17 protein-coding genes are annotated in these 12,839 nt (G+C 64.2%); 9 read left to right on the top strand and 8 right to left on the bottom strand.

Annotation, left to right across the window (positions count from 1 at the left end):
• The first annotated feature begins 179 nt into the window (after positions 1–179).
• From AC0L3A_RS04640 to AC0L3A_RS04630, 3 genes are all read left to right on the top strand, one after another.
• Entirely contained in the window at positions 180–410 is a 231-nt protein-coding gene (locus AC0L3A_RS04640) for a DUF6894 family protein (protein WP_354167448.1), read from the top strand.
• A gap of 92 nt (positions 411–502) precedes the next feature.
• Positions 503–892: a hypothetical protein gene (locus AC0L3A_RS04635; RefSeq protein ID WP_473253701.1), complete on the top strand. Its 390-nt coding sequence runs from the start codon at positions 503–505 to the stop codon at positions 890–892.
• A 110-nt stretch (positions 893–1,002) separates the two neighbouring features.
• Complete coding sequence (locus AC0L3A_RS04630; RefSeq protein WP_473253700.1) at positions 1,003–1,254, top strand: hypothetical protein; 252 nt, start codon at positions 1,003–1,005, stop codon at positions 1,252–1,254.
• Between the two features lie 28 nt (positions 1,255–1,282).
• Here AC0L3A_RS04630 and AC0L3A_RS04625 read toward each other — a convergent pair whose 3' ends face one another.
• From AC0L3A_RS04625 to AC0L3A_RS04605, 5 genes are all read right to left on the bottom strand, one after another.
• Positions 1,283–1,468, bottom strand: coding sequence for a hypothetical protein (locus AC0L3A_RS04625; protein ID WP_007591738.1), 186 nt, complete (start codon positions 1,466–1,468; stop codon positions 1,283–1,285).
• Positions 1,469–1,642: 174 nt separating this feature from the next.
• Positions 1,643–1,924, bottom strand: a complete 282-nt coding sequence (minE, locus tag AC0L3A_RS04620; RefSeq protein WP_007591739.1) for a cell division topological specificity factor MinE — start codon at positions 1,922–1,924, stop codon at positions 1,643–1,645.
• Complete coding sequence (gene minD, locus AC0L3A_RS04615) at positions 1,921–2,736, bottom strand: septum site-determining protein MinD (protein WP_007591740.1); 816 nt, start codon at positions 2,734–2,736, stop codon at positions 1,921–1,923. Before minD ends, minE begins: the two co-directional genes overlap by 4 nt.
• A gap of 19 nt (positions 2,737–2,755) precedes the next feature.
• Positions 2,756–3,454, bottom strand: coding sequence for a septum site-determining protein MinC (gene minC / locus AC0L3A_RS04610; RefSeq protein WP_007591741.1), 699 nt, complete (start codon positions 3,452–3,454; stop codon positions 2,756–2,758).
• 234 nt (positions 3,455–3,688) lie between these two features.
• Complete coding sequence (locus AC0L3A_RS04605; RefSeq protein WP_007591742.1) at positions 3,689–4,705, bottom strand: ABC transporter substrate-binding protein; 1,017 nt, start codon at positions 4,703–4,705, stop codon at positions 3,689–3,691.
• Positions 4,706–4,806: 101 nt separating this feature from the next.
• Between AC0L3A_RS04605 and AC0L3A_RS04600 the strand changes: the two genes are divergently transcribed.
• From AC0L3A_RS04600 to AC0L3A_RS04575, 6 genes are all read left to right on the top strand, one after another.
• The gene (locus AC0L3A_RS04600; protein ID WP_007591743.1) at positions 4,807–5,454 is read left to right on the top strand and encodes a TetR/AcrR family transcriptional regulator; all 648 of its coding nucleotides are present in this window, start codon (positions 4,807–4,809) and stop codon (positions 5,452–5,454) included.
• A gap of 84 nt (positions 5,455–5,538) precedes the next feature.
• Positions 5,539–6,309 carry an ABC transporter permease gene (locus AC0L3A_RS04595; RefSeq protein ID WP_473253796.1) on the top strand — a complete coding sequence of 257 codons (771 nt, stop codon included), beginning with the start codon at positions 5,539–5,541 and terminating at the stop codon, positions 6,307–6,309.
• Positions 6,310–6,339: 30 nt separating this feature from the next.
• Complete coding sequence (locus tag AC0L3A_RS04590) at positions 6,340–7,377, top strand: NAD-dependent epimerase/dehydratase family protein (RefSeq protein ID WP_473253699.1); 1,038 nt, start codon at positions 6,340–6,342, stop codon at positions 7,375–7,377.
• On the top strand, positions 7,364–8,185 hold the full coding sequence (locus AC0L3A_RS04585; protein ID WP_473253698.1) for a GNAT family N-acetyltransferase: 822 nt from the start codon (positions 7,364–7,366) through the stop codon (positions 8,183–8,185). Before AC0L3A_RS04590 ends, AC0L3A_RS04585 begins: the two co-directional genes overlap by 14 nt.
• A gap of 6 nt (positions 8,186–8,191) precedes the next feature.
• Positions 8,192–9,247, top strand: coding sequence for a dihydrodipicolinate synthase family protein (locus AC0L3A_RS04580; RefSeq protein ID WP_473253697.1), 1,056 nt, complete (start codon positions 8,192–8,194; stop codon positions 9,245–9,247).
• The gene (locus AC0L3A_RS04575; protein WP_473253696.1) at positions 9,235–10,017 is read left to right on the top strand and encodes an ABC transporter ATP-binding protein; all 783 of its coding nucleotides are present in this window, start codon (positions 9,235–9,237) and stop codon (positions 10,015–10,017) included. The genes AC0L3A_RS04580 and AC0L3A_RS04575 overlap by 13 nt, the downstream gene beginning before the upstream one ends.
• Positions 10,018–10,139: 122 nt before the next feature.
• Here the strand turns inward: AC0L3A_RS04575 and AC0L3A_RS04570 are convergent, their stop codons facing one another.
• The 3 genes from AC0L3A_RS04570 to AC0L3A_RS04560 form a co-directional block, all read right to left on the bottom strand.
• A complete protein-coding gene (locus AC0L3A_RS04570) occupies positions 10,140–11,231 on the bottom strand; it encodes a TRAP transporter substrate-binding protein (RefSeq protein ID WP_219683902.1) in 1,092 nt (363 codons plus the stop codon).
• A 154-nt stretch (positions 11,232–11,385) separates the two neighbouring features.
• Positions 11,386–11,643, bottom strand: coding sequence for a hypothetical protein (locus AC0L3A_RS04565; RefSeq protein ID WP_007609546.1), 258 nt, complete (start codon positions 11,641–11,643; stop codon positions 11,386–11,388).
• A 95-nt stretch (positions 11,644–11,738) separates the two neighbouring features.
• Complete coding sequence (locus AC0L3A_RS04560; protein WP_219683901.1) at positions 11,739–12,689, bottom strand: DUF2778 domain-containing protein; 951 nt, start codon at positions 12,687–12,689, stop codon at positions 11,739–11,741.
• Between the last annotated feature and the right edge of the window lie 150 nt (positions 12,690–12,839).

Genomic DNA, 12,839 nt, shown 5'->3' with positions numbered 1-12,839 from the left:
TGCCTGATGATCACGCCGACATATTTAATAAAATCTTAACACGCTTGAATGCTGCACATCATTTCTGCGCCATAAGCACAGAGATTGCGCGCGGCTTTCATTCGATAAACATCGACTCAGTGGTACCATCGCTCATGTGTTGAAAGCCGAAGCTCAATTCGTCACACCGGGGAATTCGGATGCCTTACTATTCCTTCGATCTCGTGGTTGGTGAAGAGTTCAAGAACCAGGGCGGTATCATCCTCGAAGACATCGAGGTCGCCTCCGATCGCGCCGTCCAACTGGCCACCGAGCTGTCGCAGGTGAAGCCCGAGTTGCAAAGCAAGGGTTGCGCTGTGCGCGTCACCGACCGCGATCACAACGAGGTCTACCGCACGCCGCTCGATCCGGTGCCGGCCTGGCGGCGCTAGCTCGCCGGCCGTCTTCGCGGTCGCACGCTAGCCCCATTGCGGAGCGGCGCGGCAGCCGCTAGCCTTCCCGAAAATTCGGGGAGGTACCAAGGATGCGGACTGGTTTTCTCATGACGGCCCTGTTGCTGCTGGCGGCGCCGGCCCAAGCGGCCGACCATCCACGTTCGACCTATGTCACCTTGGTCTTGCAGGCCTTCGCCGCCAAGGTCGAATGTCCGGCCACCGATATCGTCTACCAGGATCTGGTGCAGAAGGCGGAGCAGATGCAGCTGCCCGAAGGCACCACCGAGAAGGTCCGCAAGGCGATCGCCTGGATGCACACCGGCGGCAAGTTGGGCGAGAAGCAGGACGACGATCTGATGGCCGAGGTCGCGGTGGCCACCCAGGCGACCGACCTCAACCAACGCCGCCTCGGCATGCCCAGCTGGTGCGAGGCCCAGAAGACCAACCTCGCCGGCCTGATCCGCAGCAAGGGCGGTTAGCGCTCATCGCGCGGCGTTAAGCACGCTGTGCCAGAACTTTTGCTTCGGCCAATAATCGTCACAATCCTCGCCAGCATGCGGCTCTCTTCGAATTCGAACAGGGGAGCCCCATGCGGATCAACCATGTCCTCCTTACCGTCGCGTTTGCCCTCGCAACGGTGACGACCGTGCCCGTGCTGGCGAAGAATTCCGACGCCCAGAAGGGCGAGGACAAATCGACCTCGTCCTCATCGTGTAGCGCCTATCAGCAGGCGCCGGACGGCTCGTGGGAGCCGCTCCCCTGCAAGGAGACCGGCGAGCGCTCACAGCCGCAGACGCAGCATCGCACGTCGCCGCAGGGCGCCGACCGCGGGGAGCGTTGAAGGCGGGGAACCTTGACGCGCGAGGGTGTCAGCTCTGGTGCGGACCGCGGATGATCTTCATCGCGTCGGCGATGTGACGCCACTCTTTGGCCTCATCGCCCTCGCCGCGGTCCTCACAAGCCCTGGCCTGTTCGGCGGCCTTCGCGATCGCAGCAAAACCATGCTGTTCCAGCATCTGGCGCGCGACGGTGTGGACCTGGACCTCGGTCATCATGGGCGTTCTCCCGTTTGACGAAACCGCGGTGCATCGCGCCGCCGCGGGTTTTCACAACGATTGAGCCCTGACCTCGTTCCGCAGCGTTCCCGTCGGCGCGCAAAAGGCGGCCCGCTATGCCCAGCGGACCGCCTTTTCACCCACCCCAAATTTGAAGCGTCGCGGCCGAGGTCCCTAGCCGGCCGCCGCGCGCTTGCGCTCGAAATCGTTGGGCACCTCGATATCGACCTCGAGGGTCGAGACCTCGTCGCCGCGATCGAGCCGGACGATGACCTTGGTCGGGTCCAGCGTGACGTGCCTGGAAACGACCGCGAGGATTTCCTCACGCAGCACACCGAGCAGGTCGGGCTGGCCGCGCAGTCCGCGTTCATGGGCAAGCAGGATCTGCAACCGTTCGCGCGCGACGGGTGCAGAGGCCTTGTTGCCGCGGAGAAGCCGAAGCAGACCCATGCTCATGCGGCCCTCCGTCGCAGCAGGCGGTCCATGAAGCCCTTGCGCTCGGTCGGCACCTGCATCGGCACGGTGTCGCCGCACAGCCGGCGGGCGGCGTCGATATAGGCCCGCGCCGGTGCGCCTTCCGCGTTCGACAGCGTCACGGGCGTGCCGACGTTGGAGGCGCGCAGCACGTCCTGGCTCTCCGGGATGATGCCGAGCAAGGGTGTTGCAAGAATTTCGAGAATGTCCTCGATGGTCAGCATCTCGCCGCGCGCCGCGCGCGAGGGATCATAGCGGGTAATGAGAATGTGCTTCTCGACCCGCTCGCCCTTCTCGGCCCGCACCGTCTTCGAATCGAGCATGCCGATGATGCGATCGGAATCGCGCACCGAGGAGACTTCGGGATTGGTGACGATCACGGCTTCGTCGGCAAAGCGCATCGCCATGGAGGCGCCGCGTTCGATGCCGGCCGGGCTGTCGCAGATCACCCAGTCGAAACGGCTGCGCAGATCATCGATGACCTTGCCCACGCCCTCTTCGGTCAGCGCGTCCTTGTCGCGGGTTTGCGAGGCCGGCAGCAGCCAGAGGTTCTCCAACCGCTTGTCCTTGATCAGGGCCTGCGGCAGCTTTGCGACGCCCTGCACCACGTTGATGAGGTCGAACACGACGCGGCGTTCGGCTCCCATCACGAGGTCAAGGTTGCGCAAGCCGACGTCGAAATCGACAACCACGACCTTTTCGCCGCGTTGCGCGAGCGCAGCCCCCAGTGCGGCGGTCGTCGTGGTCTTGCCGACGCCCCCCTTGCCTGACGTCACGACCAGTACCTTGGCCATCTCTGAAATCTCCTTCTGGTCAGTTCAGCGCAGTAATTCGCATGGTGTTGCCCTGGAGCCAGGCCTGAGCCGGCTTGCCGCGCAGGGCCGCGTCGATATCGTCGGCGGTCTGGTAAAAGCCATCGATTGCAAGCAGTTCGGCCTCGATCTTCTGACAATAGATGCGTGCGCTCGTGTGACCGTTCACGCCCGCCATGGCGCGGCCGCGTAGCGCGCCGTAGATGTGGATGGAGCCGCCGGCGACGACTTCGGCGCCGGAGCCGACCGAGCCGAGAATGGTGACGTCGCCTTCGGGGAAGATCACAGTCTGGCCCGACCGAACGGGGCTTTCGAGCAGCAAGGAGGTCGGCTTGGTCTCGACCTTCGCCTCAACCTTCTTGGGAGCGCTCGGTTCGATGACGCAGCTCCGCCCGCCCGAAAGCAGCGGCGGCATCATGGGGGTCAACCGGCCCTCCTCCACGCCCTCGATCCCGAGCACGCGAATGTTGCGGTCCTGAAGGCTGGTGAGCAGATGCCCGATGCCGGACTGGCTGAGATCGACCGAGGACAGGTCGATCACCACGGGGCGGCCGGCAAAGAAGCCCGGCGAGCGCGCGATGGTGGTGTCGATCTCCTGCAGCCAGTCCTGGATGGGAACCGTCGGCACGAACACGAAGGCCACATAGGAGCGCCCGCGCAGGCGAACCATTTGGCGTTGAGGTTTTACTGCAGCCTCCATAGCGGCCGACTCGTTCCCTGTTATTGAATGGTTAACGATGCCGCCGATATGGTTAATGGCCGGTTAATTTCTCCGTGGGTTACGTGCCCGTCCCAACTGTCCTCGCCCGCGAAAGCGGGCGATCCAGTACTCCGAGACGGTTGTGGGTCAATCGACGGGCCGCGGCGTACTGGATGCCCCGCTTTCGCGGGGCATGACACCGGTGTGTGGGGCGGCGCGACGGCTCTTCGCCCCCTACTTCTTCACCTTGCTCGCATCCATCTTGACGGCGGGATCGAGCATCTTGGTCGTGAACGCCGTCGTGACGTCGAACGGCTTTTCCATGCCGAGATAGGTCTGGACCAGTTCGTAGTCCTTCTTCATCCGCTCGCCGTCGATCCAGCCGAGCGCCTTCGTCGTGGTGAACTCATCCGTCATCAAAAACTTGATGCGCTCCCACTGGCGCTCCTGGTTCTCCTTGTCGAGACCGGAGACCTGGTCGAGCAACGCCTTCAGGCAGGGTGCGGCGTCGGCGACGCAGGTCGCAAAGGCCTTTTGCGTGACGCGCACGAACTCCTCGACCAGCTTGGGATTCTTCTGCAGATAGCCGCCGTTCACGATCAGCGAATTGCCGTAAGGGTTGAGCCCGATGTCCTTCCAGTTGACGTAGCCGAGATCGCTTCCGAACTCGATCACCTTCAAATCGTGCTCGTTGTAGAAGTCGCTGATGATGTCGACGGTATGGCTCTTCAGCGCGGCGATCTTCGCGGTCGGCCCGACATTGACGAAGCCGACAGAGTCGGGTGCAAGCCCTGCAGCCTTGGCGAAAGCCGGCCACATCACGCGCGAGGCGTCCCCGGGCGGATTGCCGATCTTGTGGCCGGCAAAATCCTTCACCCCGTTCACGCCGTAGCTCTTGAGCCAGTAGAAGGTCTGGCCGGTGTTGGCGTAGACGCTCATTACGGCAACAGCGTCAGCGCCCTTGCTCTTCGCCACCAGCATGGTGGCGAGATCGGCGACGCCGAAGGGCGAGCCACCGGAGCCGACCTTTGCGGCGGAGACGCCGGAGCCCTTGCCGACCTCGATGGTCAGATCGATGCCCGCCTTCTCGTACCAGCCTTGCGCCTTGGCGTAATAATAGGGCGAGTGATCGGCCGTCGGCGCCCAGTTCAGGATCAGATTGACCGCTTCGCCCGCGGTCGCGGGCACGACTGGTGATCCGAGCATCAGGGCCACAGCCAGGGCCGAGCCCGCCGCCTGCAAACGCTTCATCGCATCTCTCCTCGTTGCCCGCGACCCGGCTTGTCGCTCTCCCCCTGTGAGGATACCAATGCAACAAGGCCGCCCTCAACTTGTCAACTGTTTGGTTGGAAATGCCCGCAAAACGTTCAGGCGACACCGTGCCGCAGCGGCGCGACCCGGTCGCCACACGCAAGAAGCTGCTCACCGCGGCGCGCGAGGAGTTCGCCCGGCACGGCTTTGCCGGCGCCCGCGTCGACGAGATCGCGGAGCGCGCCGGCGTCAACAAGCAGCTCGTCTACCATTATTTCGGCGACAAGGACGCGCTCTATCTCGCCGTGCTCGAATGGGTTTACGCCGATATCCGCGAGCAGGAACGCCAGCTCAATCTCGAAGGCCTGCCGCCGGAAAAGGCGATCCGGAAACTGATCGAAGCCTCGTTCGATTACCTGGCGACAAACCCCGATTTCATCGTGCTTCTGAACGACGAGAACCGCGGCGGTGCCCGCCACGTCCGCGGCTCGACGCGGCTGGAGGCGATGCATTCACCGCTGGTGAAGAGCGTGTCCCACATCCTTCACGAGGGCGTCCGCGCCGGCATGTTCCGCAAGGGAATCGACCCGATCCAGCTCTATATCTCCATCGCGGGCCTCAGCTACTTTTATCTCTCCAACACACCGACGCTCTCGGCGATCTTCGGCAAGGACCTGTCGAGCCGGGCCGCGCGCCGCGCCCGCCGTCGGCACGTCGCCGATCTCGTGCTGCATTCGCTCCGGCCGTAATCAACCAACTGGTTGAAACTTCCCTCGATGCCGGTTAGGCTTGCGACCAGCGGCAAGGTGGCCGCTGGCAACAGGGAGCAACTGGTGGCAGGAGACGGCGCCCGCAATACGCGCAGCTTTGCGATCGTCCTGATCGTGCACCTCGCCGTGCTCGTGCTCTGGCAGGTCCTGGTCGATGCCTTCCACGTGCCGAAGTTCATCCTGCCCTCGCCGCTCGCGACAATCCAGACGCTGGGCACCGCGAGCTACGCCTGGGGCGCCAATACGCTGGTGACGGCGATCGAGATACTCGGCGGCTTTGCGCTCGGCGCCTTCGTCGGCGTGGCGCTGGCCGTCATCTTCAGCTGGGCGCCGCTGATCAGCCTCGTGCTGCTGCCGCTGTTCGTGACGCTGAACATGATCCCGAAGGTCGCGCTCGGCCCGCTCCTCATCGTCTGGTTCTCCTACGGCATCGTGCCGAACATCCTGATCGCCTTCAGCATCTGTTTCTTTCCGATCCTGCTCACCACCGCGCGGGGCTTGCGCGAGGTCGAGCCGGATCTGCTCGACCTGGTCAAATCGCTGCGCGGCTCGCGCTGGACGCTGTTCCGCAAGATCCAGCTGCCGGGATCGCTGCCTTACATCTTCTCCGGCATGAAGGTCGGCGCCATCCTCGCGGTCGCCGGCGCCATCGTCGGCGAGTTCATCGCCTCCGAGCGCGGGCTCGGCTACCTCATGATCCAGGTCCAGTCGTCGCTCGACACGCCCGCGATGGTGATGGCCGTCGTGCTGCTGACGCTGCTCGGCGTCGCGCTTTACGGCTTCGTGCTCGTCCTCGAACGCATGTTCGTGGTCGGCGACGCAACACCGACTTGAACGGCAAAGCCAAGACCAGGGACCACAACCATGCTCCTGACCCGCCAGACACTGCCGAAGACCATCCCTGATATCGCTGCGCTCGACGATCTCCTGTGCCGGCCGACCCAGGCATTGATCGACGACCTCGCCAGGGTCGAGGGCGACATCATGATCCTTGGCGTCGCCGGCAAGATGGGGCCGACGCTGGCGGGGCTTGCCAAAGCCGCAGCGCCCGATCGCCGCGTCATTGGCGTCGCCCGCTTCAGCGACGCCGGCGTCAAGGACTGGCTGCACGGGCGTGGCGTCGAGACCATCAATTGCGACCTGATCGACGAGACCGCGATTCAGACGCTGCCGAAGGCGCCCAATATCGTCTTCATGGCCGGCCGCAAATTCGGCGCGGAGGGCGATCTGTCGCTGACCTGGGCGATGAATGCGCACGTGCCGGCGCTGGTCGCGCAGGCCTTCCCCTCGTCGCGGATCGTGGCGTTCTCGACCGGCTGCATCTATCCCTTCGTCCCCGTCGACGGCAAAGGCTCGCGCGAGGACATGGCGCCGAACCCGCCCGGCGAATACGCCCAATCCTGCGTCGGCCGCGAGCGCATGTTCGAGTTTTTTTCGCGCAAATTCGGAACGCCCGGGCGGCTGTTCCGCCTCAACTACGCGATCGACATGCGCTATGGCGTGCTCCACGACATCGCATCGAAAGTGCTCACGGGCACGCCGATCGACGTCAGCATCGGCCATGTCAATTTCATCTGGCAGGGCGATGCCTCGTCCCAGGCGCTGCGCTGTCTCGCGCATTGCACGACGCCGACCTCGCCGATCAATGTCAGCGGCCACGAGATCTTGGCGGTACGCGACCTCGCAGCACGATTCGGCGCCAGGTTCGGCCGCGCGCCGGTGCTGACAGGAAACGAACAGCCGACGGCGTGGCTGACGGACACGTCCAAGGCCGTCGAGCTGTTCGGCCTGCCGGTCGTCGACACCGAGCAGCTGATCGCCTGGACCGCGGATTGGGTGTCCCGCGCCATGCCGAGCCTCGGCAAGCCCACCAAATACGAGGTGCGCGATGGACGCTACTGACGAGCCGGCCATCATTAAGCTCGGCGTCGACGATGCGATCGCCGGGCTCGTGCTGTCGACGGAAGCACGCTGGAACCAGACCGAGGAGGACTGGCGCATCTTCCTGCACGATGGAATCGTGTTCGGCATCCGTGACGGCAGACGGCTGGTGGCAACCGCGGCCCTGCTGCCCTACTCCAGCAAAAATGCCTGGATCAGCATGGTGCTGGTATCAGGCACCCATCGCCGCCGCGGCCTTGCAACGCGCCTCGTCGATGCCTGCCTGGAAACCGCCCGCAGGAACGGCCTGACGAGCTGGCTTGACGCAACGCCGGATGGTGCTGCCGTCTATGGGCCGCTCGGGTTCACGCCGACCCTGCAATTGCGCCGCCTCAAACTGGTGAAACCCGCGTCAATGTCCGGGCAGGCACCTTCATCCGCGACGCTCGACGCGCTCCGCATGCGTGACCGGCGCGCCACTGGTTTCGATCGAACCGCCCTGCTCTCCAACTTCGCTCGGCGTCCCGGCTCACGCATCGTCTCCGCGAACGGAGCCATCGCGCTGGTTCGCGACGGACGCACCGCGCGCCATATCGGCCCGCTATTTGCCGACAACACGGCAGCAGCGCTGACCCTGGTGGATGCCATCGCACGATCGGAAACCGGGCCGCTGCTGCTCGACGCTGTCGCGTCGCAAGCCGCGTTCCCTGACGGATTGACCGCGTCGGGCTGGAGCATCGAACGGCCGTTCCAGCGCATGCGGTTCGGCCCCGCCACAGCCGCGGGTGAGGACATGCCATTCGCCGTCGCCGGCCCTGAATTCGGATAGGACATCATGCACCACAGTCAGATCAACAGCGATATCCGCAAGCTGATCGCCGACGGCACCGTGCTGCCAGCGCATCCCCTCGCGCTCACCGCCGAACGCCAGCTCGACAAAACGCATCAGCGCGCGCTGACGCGCTATTACATCGACGCCGGCTCCGGCGGCCTTGCTGTCGGCGTGCACACCACGCAGTTTGCGATCCGCGATGTCGGCCTCTATCGTCCCGTGCTGGAGCTCGCTGCCGAGACGGCGGCGGACTGGACCAAGCGTCCGCTGGCGCTGGTCGCGGGCCTTGCCGGCCCGACCCAGCAGGCCACCGCTGAAGCCCTCACCGCGCGCGACATCGGCTACCACGCAGGGCTCCTCAGTCTCGCTGCGATGAAGAGCGCCTCCGAAGACGAAATCATCGCGCATTGCACAGCGGTCGCGGCCGAGATTCCGCTGGTCGGCTTCTATCTCCAGCCGGCAGTCGGCGGCGTGGTCCTGTCGAGCCGGTTCTGGCAGCGCTTTGCCGCGATCGACAATGTCATCGCGATCAAGATCGCGCCGTTCAACCGCTACAGGACCCTTGATGTTCTGCGCGGCGTCGCGGCGGCTGGCGCGCTCGACCGCGTTGCGCTCTATACCGGCAATGACGACCACATCCTGCTCGATTTGATGCTGCCGTTCGACCTCCGCGACAACGGCATCACCACGCGGACCTACTTCAAGGGGGGTCTGCTCGGCCATTGGTCGGTCTGGACGGCGAGCGCGATCAAGCAATTCGAGCGCTGCAAGGCGGCACGGCACAAGGACAGCGTCCCGGCCGATTTGCTCGCGCTCGATGCCCGCGTCACCGATTGCAACAGCGCCTTCTTCGACGTCGCCAACGATTTTCACGGTTGCATCGCCGGCTGCCATGAGGTGCTGCGACGGCAGGGCCTGATGCAGGGCTTGTGGTGCCTCGATCCGAACGAGGGCATGAGTCCCGGCCAGAAGGACGAGATCGACCGCGTCACTCGCGAGCATTCAGATCTCAGCGACGACGCCTTCGTGGCCGCAAACTTGAACAAATGGCTGGCATGAGCTCAAACCCCTTCATCAGCCTGCAAGGCGTCCGCAAGATCTATCGTAGCGGCGGCGCCGAATTCCTGGCGGTGTCCGACGTCACCATGGACGTGCAGGAGGGTGAGCTTGTCTCGCTGGTCGGCCCGTCCGGCTGCGGCAAGACCACAGTGATGAAGATCTTGGCCGGCCTGCACGGCGCCGACGGCGGCACGGTGAAGATCGGCAATGCCAAAAGCCCGTTCGATCCGACCCGCGACATCGGCATGGTATTCCAGCAGGCGCTGCTGCTGAAATGGCGGACGATCCTGGACAATGTGTTGCTGCCGGCGGAGATCGTCGGCCTTCCCATGAGGGCCGCGCGCGAGCGGGCGCGCGATCTGCTCAATCTGGTGGGTCTTGCCGGCTACGAGCAGAAATATCCGCGAGAGCTGTCCGGCGGCATGCAGCAGCGTACCGCGATCGCGCGCGCCTTCATTCACGACCCGAAACTGATCCTGATGGACGAGCCGTTCGGCGCGCTGGACGCGCTGACGCGCGAGCAGATGAATCTGGAGATGCTGCGGATCTGGCGCGAGAGCGGCAAGACCATCATCTTCATCACGCACTCGATTCAGGAAGCCGTGTTCCTGTCCTCGCACTGCGCCGTGCTGACCGCCGGCCCGGCAAAGATGGCCGATTATTTTCCGATCGACCTGCCCTTCCCGCGGGCTCTGCCGCTCAAGACGACGGACGCGTTCGGCGCCTATGCAAGGCGCATTTACGAGAAGCTGGGTCTGGGCGCGGCTTAATTCACCGCACGATAGATGCTGTAGGGTGGGCAAAGCGAAGCGTGCCCACCATGGCGAGTCATGCAAGCAGTGGTGGGCACGGCGCAAGTGCGCCTTTGCCAACCCTACGGGAGTTTGCGCGATCAGGTCTTGTTGCGCATCTTGCCGAGCAGATAATTATCGTAAAAATTCTCCGCGATCTGCGTGTAGAACAGCAGCTCCTTCATATAGGCGTCGTGGCTTTCCTTGGTGCGCTTGAACAGGTCGCTCTTGGTGGCGAGCTCGTTCAGATGCTCCTGGGTCGCGGCGTAGCAGGCCTCCAGCACCGGCTGCGGAAACGCCTTCAGCTCCGCGCCATTGGCGATCAGCCGCTTCAGCGCTGCCGGATTCACGCTGTCGTATTTCTCGAGCATCCAGGCGCCCGCGGCCGACGCGGCCTGGTTGACGATCGCCTGGTACTGCTTCGGCAGCGACGCCCACTTCTCGTCGTTGACGATCATGTGCAGCATGGCGCCGCCTTCCCACCAGCCGGGGAAGTAGTAGTATTTTGCGACCTTCTGGAAGCCGAGCTTTTCGTCGTCATAGGGTCCGACGAATTCGACCGCGTCGATGGTGCCCTTTTCCAGCGCCGGATAAATGTCGCCGCCCGCGATCTGTTGCGGGACCACGCCGAGCCGCGCCAGCACATGACCGCCCATGCCGGCGATGCGGAATTTGAGACCCTTGAGATCGTCGACCGTCTTGATCTCCTTGCGGAACCAGCCGCCCATCTGGGTGCCGGAATTGCCGCATAGGATGGCGTGCGCCTTGAATGGCTTCAGCGCCTCGTTGGTGAGGTCGGCGCCGCCGCCGAAATGCCACCAGGACTCCTGATGACGATGGTTCATGCCGAACGGCGCGCCGGTCGCGTAGGCCAGCGCCGGCTCCTTGCCGATGTAGAAATAGAGCGGGGTCTGAGCCATGTCGACAGAGGCTGTGCTGACGGCATCGAGCGCCTGCAGGCCCGGGACGAGCTCGCCGGCCGCAAAGGTCTGGATCTGGAATTTGTTATCGGTGGCCTCGGCAACATATTTCGCAAAGGTCTGCGCAGTGCCGTAGATGGTGTCCAGCGATTTCGGGAAGCTGGAGGTCAGGCGCCATTTGATCTCGGGCGCGCCTTGCGCGATCGCAGGTGCGGCAACCAGCGTCGTCGCGCCGGCCATGGCGCCGCCCTTGAGGAACGTACGGCGTTTCATGATGGTCTCTCCCTGAACTATGTTTCAACGTCTCGGCTTGAGCGCGATCTTCGCGAGCTATTGCCGTTCCTATAGCGGAGTTCAAGTTGTGAGCGGTAGCCCGGATGGAGCGCAGCGCAATCCCGGGATCCCCCAAATATCTACCGCGTCACTCTCAGAGCAGCTTGGCGCTCACGAACAGCGCGCGCACGGCGTTGGTCGCCTGCACCACGAGCATGGCGTTCTCGGCGGCGCCTTCGAGCGCTGCGACCGCATCTTCATGCAAGGAGCGGAATTCCATCCACTCGACCGATTTGAAATTGGTGAGGAATTGATAGGCCTGGCCGACGGTCGCAATCGCCAGCGTGTCGCCGTTCAGCTTGATCTTGAACGTCGTGCGCAGCGGGGTCTCGGAACTTTGCGGATCACTCACTTTGCGGATCACTCATGGGCTGCTTCTGCACGATGACGGCTTAACGAAGGGAAAACGGCAGCCCCGCCGTGGCAGGCAAATATCAGGAGCAGATATCAGGACTCGGTGCTCGCGCGCTGCGAGGCGGTCGCCGATGGGCTCAACTTCGGCACCACGACCAGACGGTTGAACTCACCGTTATCGTAGGCCTTCATAAAACGATCGTAGTCCTTGATCGACACGCAGCCGTTGGAGTCGCCACGGGGCCCGAGCATGTAATTGTGGGTGAGCAGGCCGACGCGGCCGAGCGCGCTGGTGCCCTCGGTGGGAGTCAAGCGCAGTGCGCGGACGCCGTGAAACAGTTTTTCGCGGGGCTTCAGGTCGTAGGTCGCGGGCGGGGTCGCGCCAACCATGCGCTGGTCGACGTGCTCCGGGTCGTCCATCAGCGCGCCCATGCCGGAATGCGCTTCCAGCGCGAGGCCGCTCGGCAGGTAAAGCGCCTTGGCCGAGATGTCGTAGACCGCGGTGCGCGAATCGTAACCGAGCGCGGCGAGATCCGGCGCCTTGCCGAACAGGCCGCTGTCAGGCGTCAGCGAGGCCAGCCTGATCTTGTCGGTGAATTTTTCGAAGAAGTTGCGGTTGTCGACCCGGGGGTTGGTCTCCGCATAAGCCTGGCTCGAGGCGATCTGGGCGGAGATGTCGGCCTGGGGCGGGCGCGAGCGCGGCATCGGGATGGCGTCAGCACGCTGCGATTGTCTCGTCTCCTCGGACATATGCCGGTCGTCGTCGGTCAGAGTGGAGCGCCAGTCATCGCCCTGGAGCTTCTGGGCGAGCATCGCCTTGGCGTCGCGCAATTTGAGCTGGACTGCACTCACCGCGGAGCGCTCCAGCGTCCGCAGCCCAAGCTCGCGGGCGGGCGGATTGCCGGACGCCGAAGCGAAACGATCATCGAACGAAGGCGCATTGGCCGGCGGCAGTGCGGCGGTGACCAGCGAGGCCGGAGCGCCGATATCCGCGACCCAGGCGGCAGCGCCTAGTGCCAGCGCGACGGCGGCCAGAGACAGCAATATCGTCTCGGCTCGCCCAATACGGCGGCGCGACAATAGCCTCTCGGCTTGTGCCCGGTCGGAAACCATCAGCTCCCCAAAATCGACCCCCGGGGGGACCCACCCCCACCCGGAGACTCTATACCAGCTACCACATTGGGAGCCAAAAGT

Source organism: Bradyrhizobium sp. MI1.3, assembly GCF_055811695.1.
The sequence above is the reverse complement of the archived record's forward strand: the minus strand, read 5'-3'. Positions and strand labels throughout refer to the sequence as shown.

What these genes read in the sequence shown, in the direction of transcription:
- AC0L3A_RS04585 (WP_473253698.1), top strand. Translation starts at nt 7,364, where the DNA reads ATGGACGCTACTGACGAGCCGGCCATCATTAAGCTCGGCGTCGACGAT.
- minC (WP_007591741.1), bottom strand. Translation starts at nt 3,454, where the DNA reads ATGGAGGCTGCAGTAAAACCTCAACGCCAAATGGTTCGCCTGCGCGGG.
- AC0L3A_RS04575 (WP_473253696.1), top strand. Translation starts at nt 9,235, where the DNA reads ATGGCTGGCATGAGCTCAAACCCCTTCATCAGCCTGCAAGGCGTCCGC.
- AC0L3A_RS04635 (WP_473253701.1), top strand. Translation starts at nt 503, where the DNA reads ATGCGGACTGGTTTTCTCATGACGGCCCTGTTGCTGCTGGCGGCGCCG.
- AC0L3A_RS04590 (WP_473253699.1), top strand. Translation starts at nt 6,340, where the DNA reads ATGCTCCTGACCCGCCAGACACTGCCGAAGACCATCCCTGATATCGCT.
- AC0L3A_RS04640 (WP_354167448.1), top strand. Translation starts at nt 180, where the DNA reads ATGCCTTACTATTCCTTCGATCTCGTGGTTGGTGAAGAGTTCAAGAAC.
- minE (WP_007591739.1), bottom strand. Translation starts at nt 1,924, where the DNA reads ATGAGCATGGGTCTGCTTCGGCTTCTCCGCGGCAACAAGGCCTCTGCA.
- AC0L3A_RS04625 (WP_007591738.1), bottom strand. Translation starts at nt 1,468, where the DNA reads ATGATGACCGAGGTCCAGGTCCACACCGTCGCGCGCCAGATGCTGGAA.
- minD (WP_007591740.1), bottom strand. Translation starts at nt 2,736, where the DNA reads ATGGCCAAGGTACTGGTCGTGACGTCAGGCAAGGGGGGCGTCGGCAAG.
- AC0L3A_RS04630 (WP_473253700.1), top strand. Translation starts at nt 1,003, where the DNA reads ATGCGGATCAACCATGTCCTCCTTACCGTCGCGTTTGCCCTCGCAACG.
- AC0L3A_RS04605 (WP_007591742.1), bottom strand. Translation starts at nt 4,705, where the DNA reads ATGAAGCGTTTGCAGGCGGCGGGCTCGGCCCTGGCTGTGGCCCTGATG.
- AC0L3A_RS04580 (WP_473253697.1), top strand. Translation starts at nt 8,192, where the DNA reads ATGCACCACAGTCAGATCAACAGCGATATCCGCAAGCTGATCGCCGAC.
- AC0L3A_RS04600 (WP_007591743.1), top strand. Translation starts at nt 4,807, where the DNA reads ATGCCCGCAAAACGTTCAGGCGACACCGTGCCGCAGCGGCGCGACCCG.
- AC0L3A_RS04570 (WP_219683902.1), bottom strand. Translation starts at nt 11,231, where the DNA reads ATGAAACGCCGTACGTTCCTCAAGGGCGGCGCCATGGCCGGCGCGACG.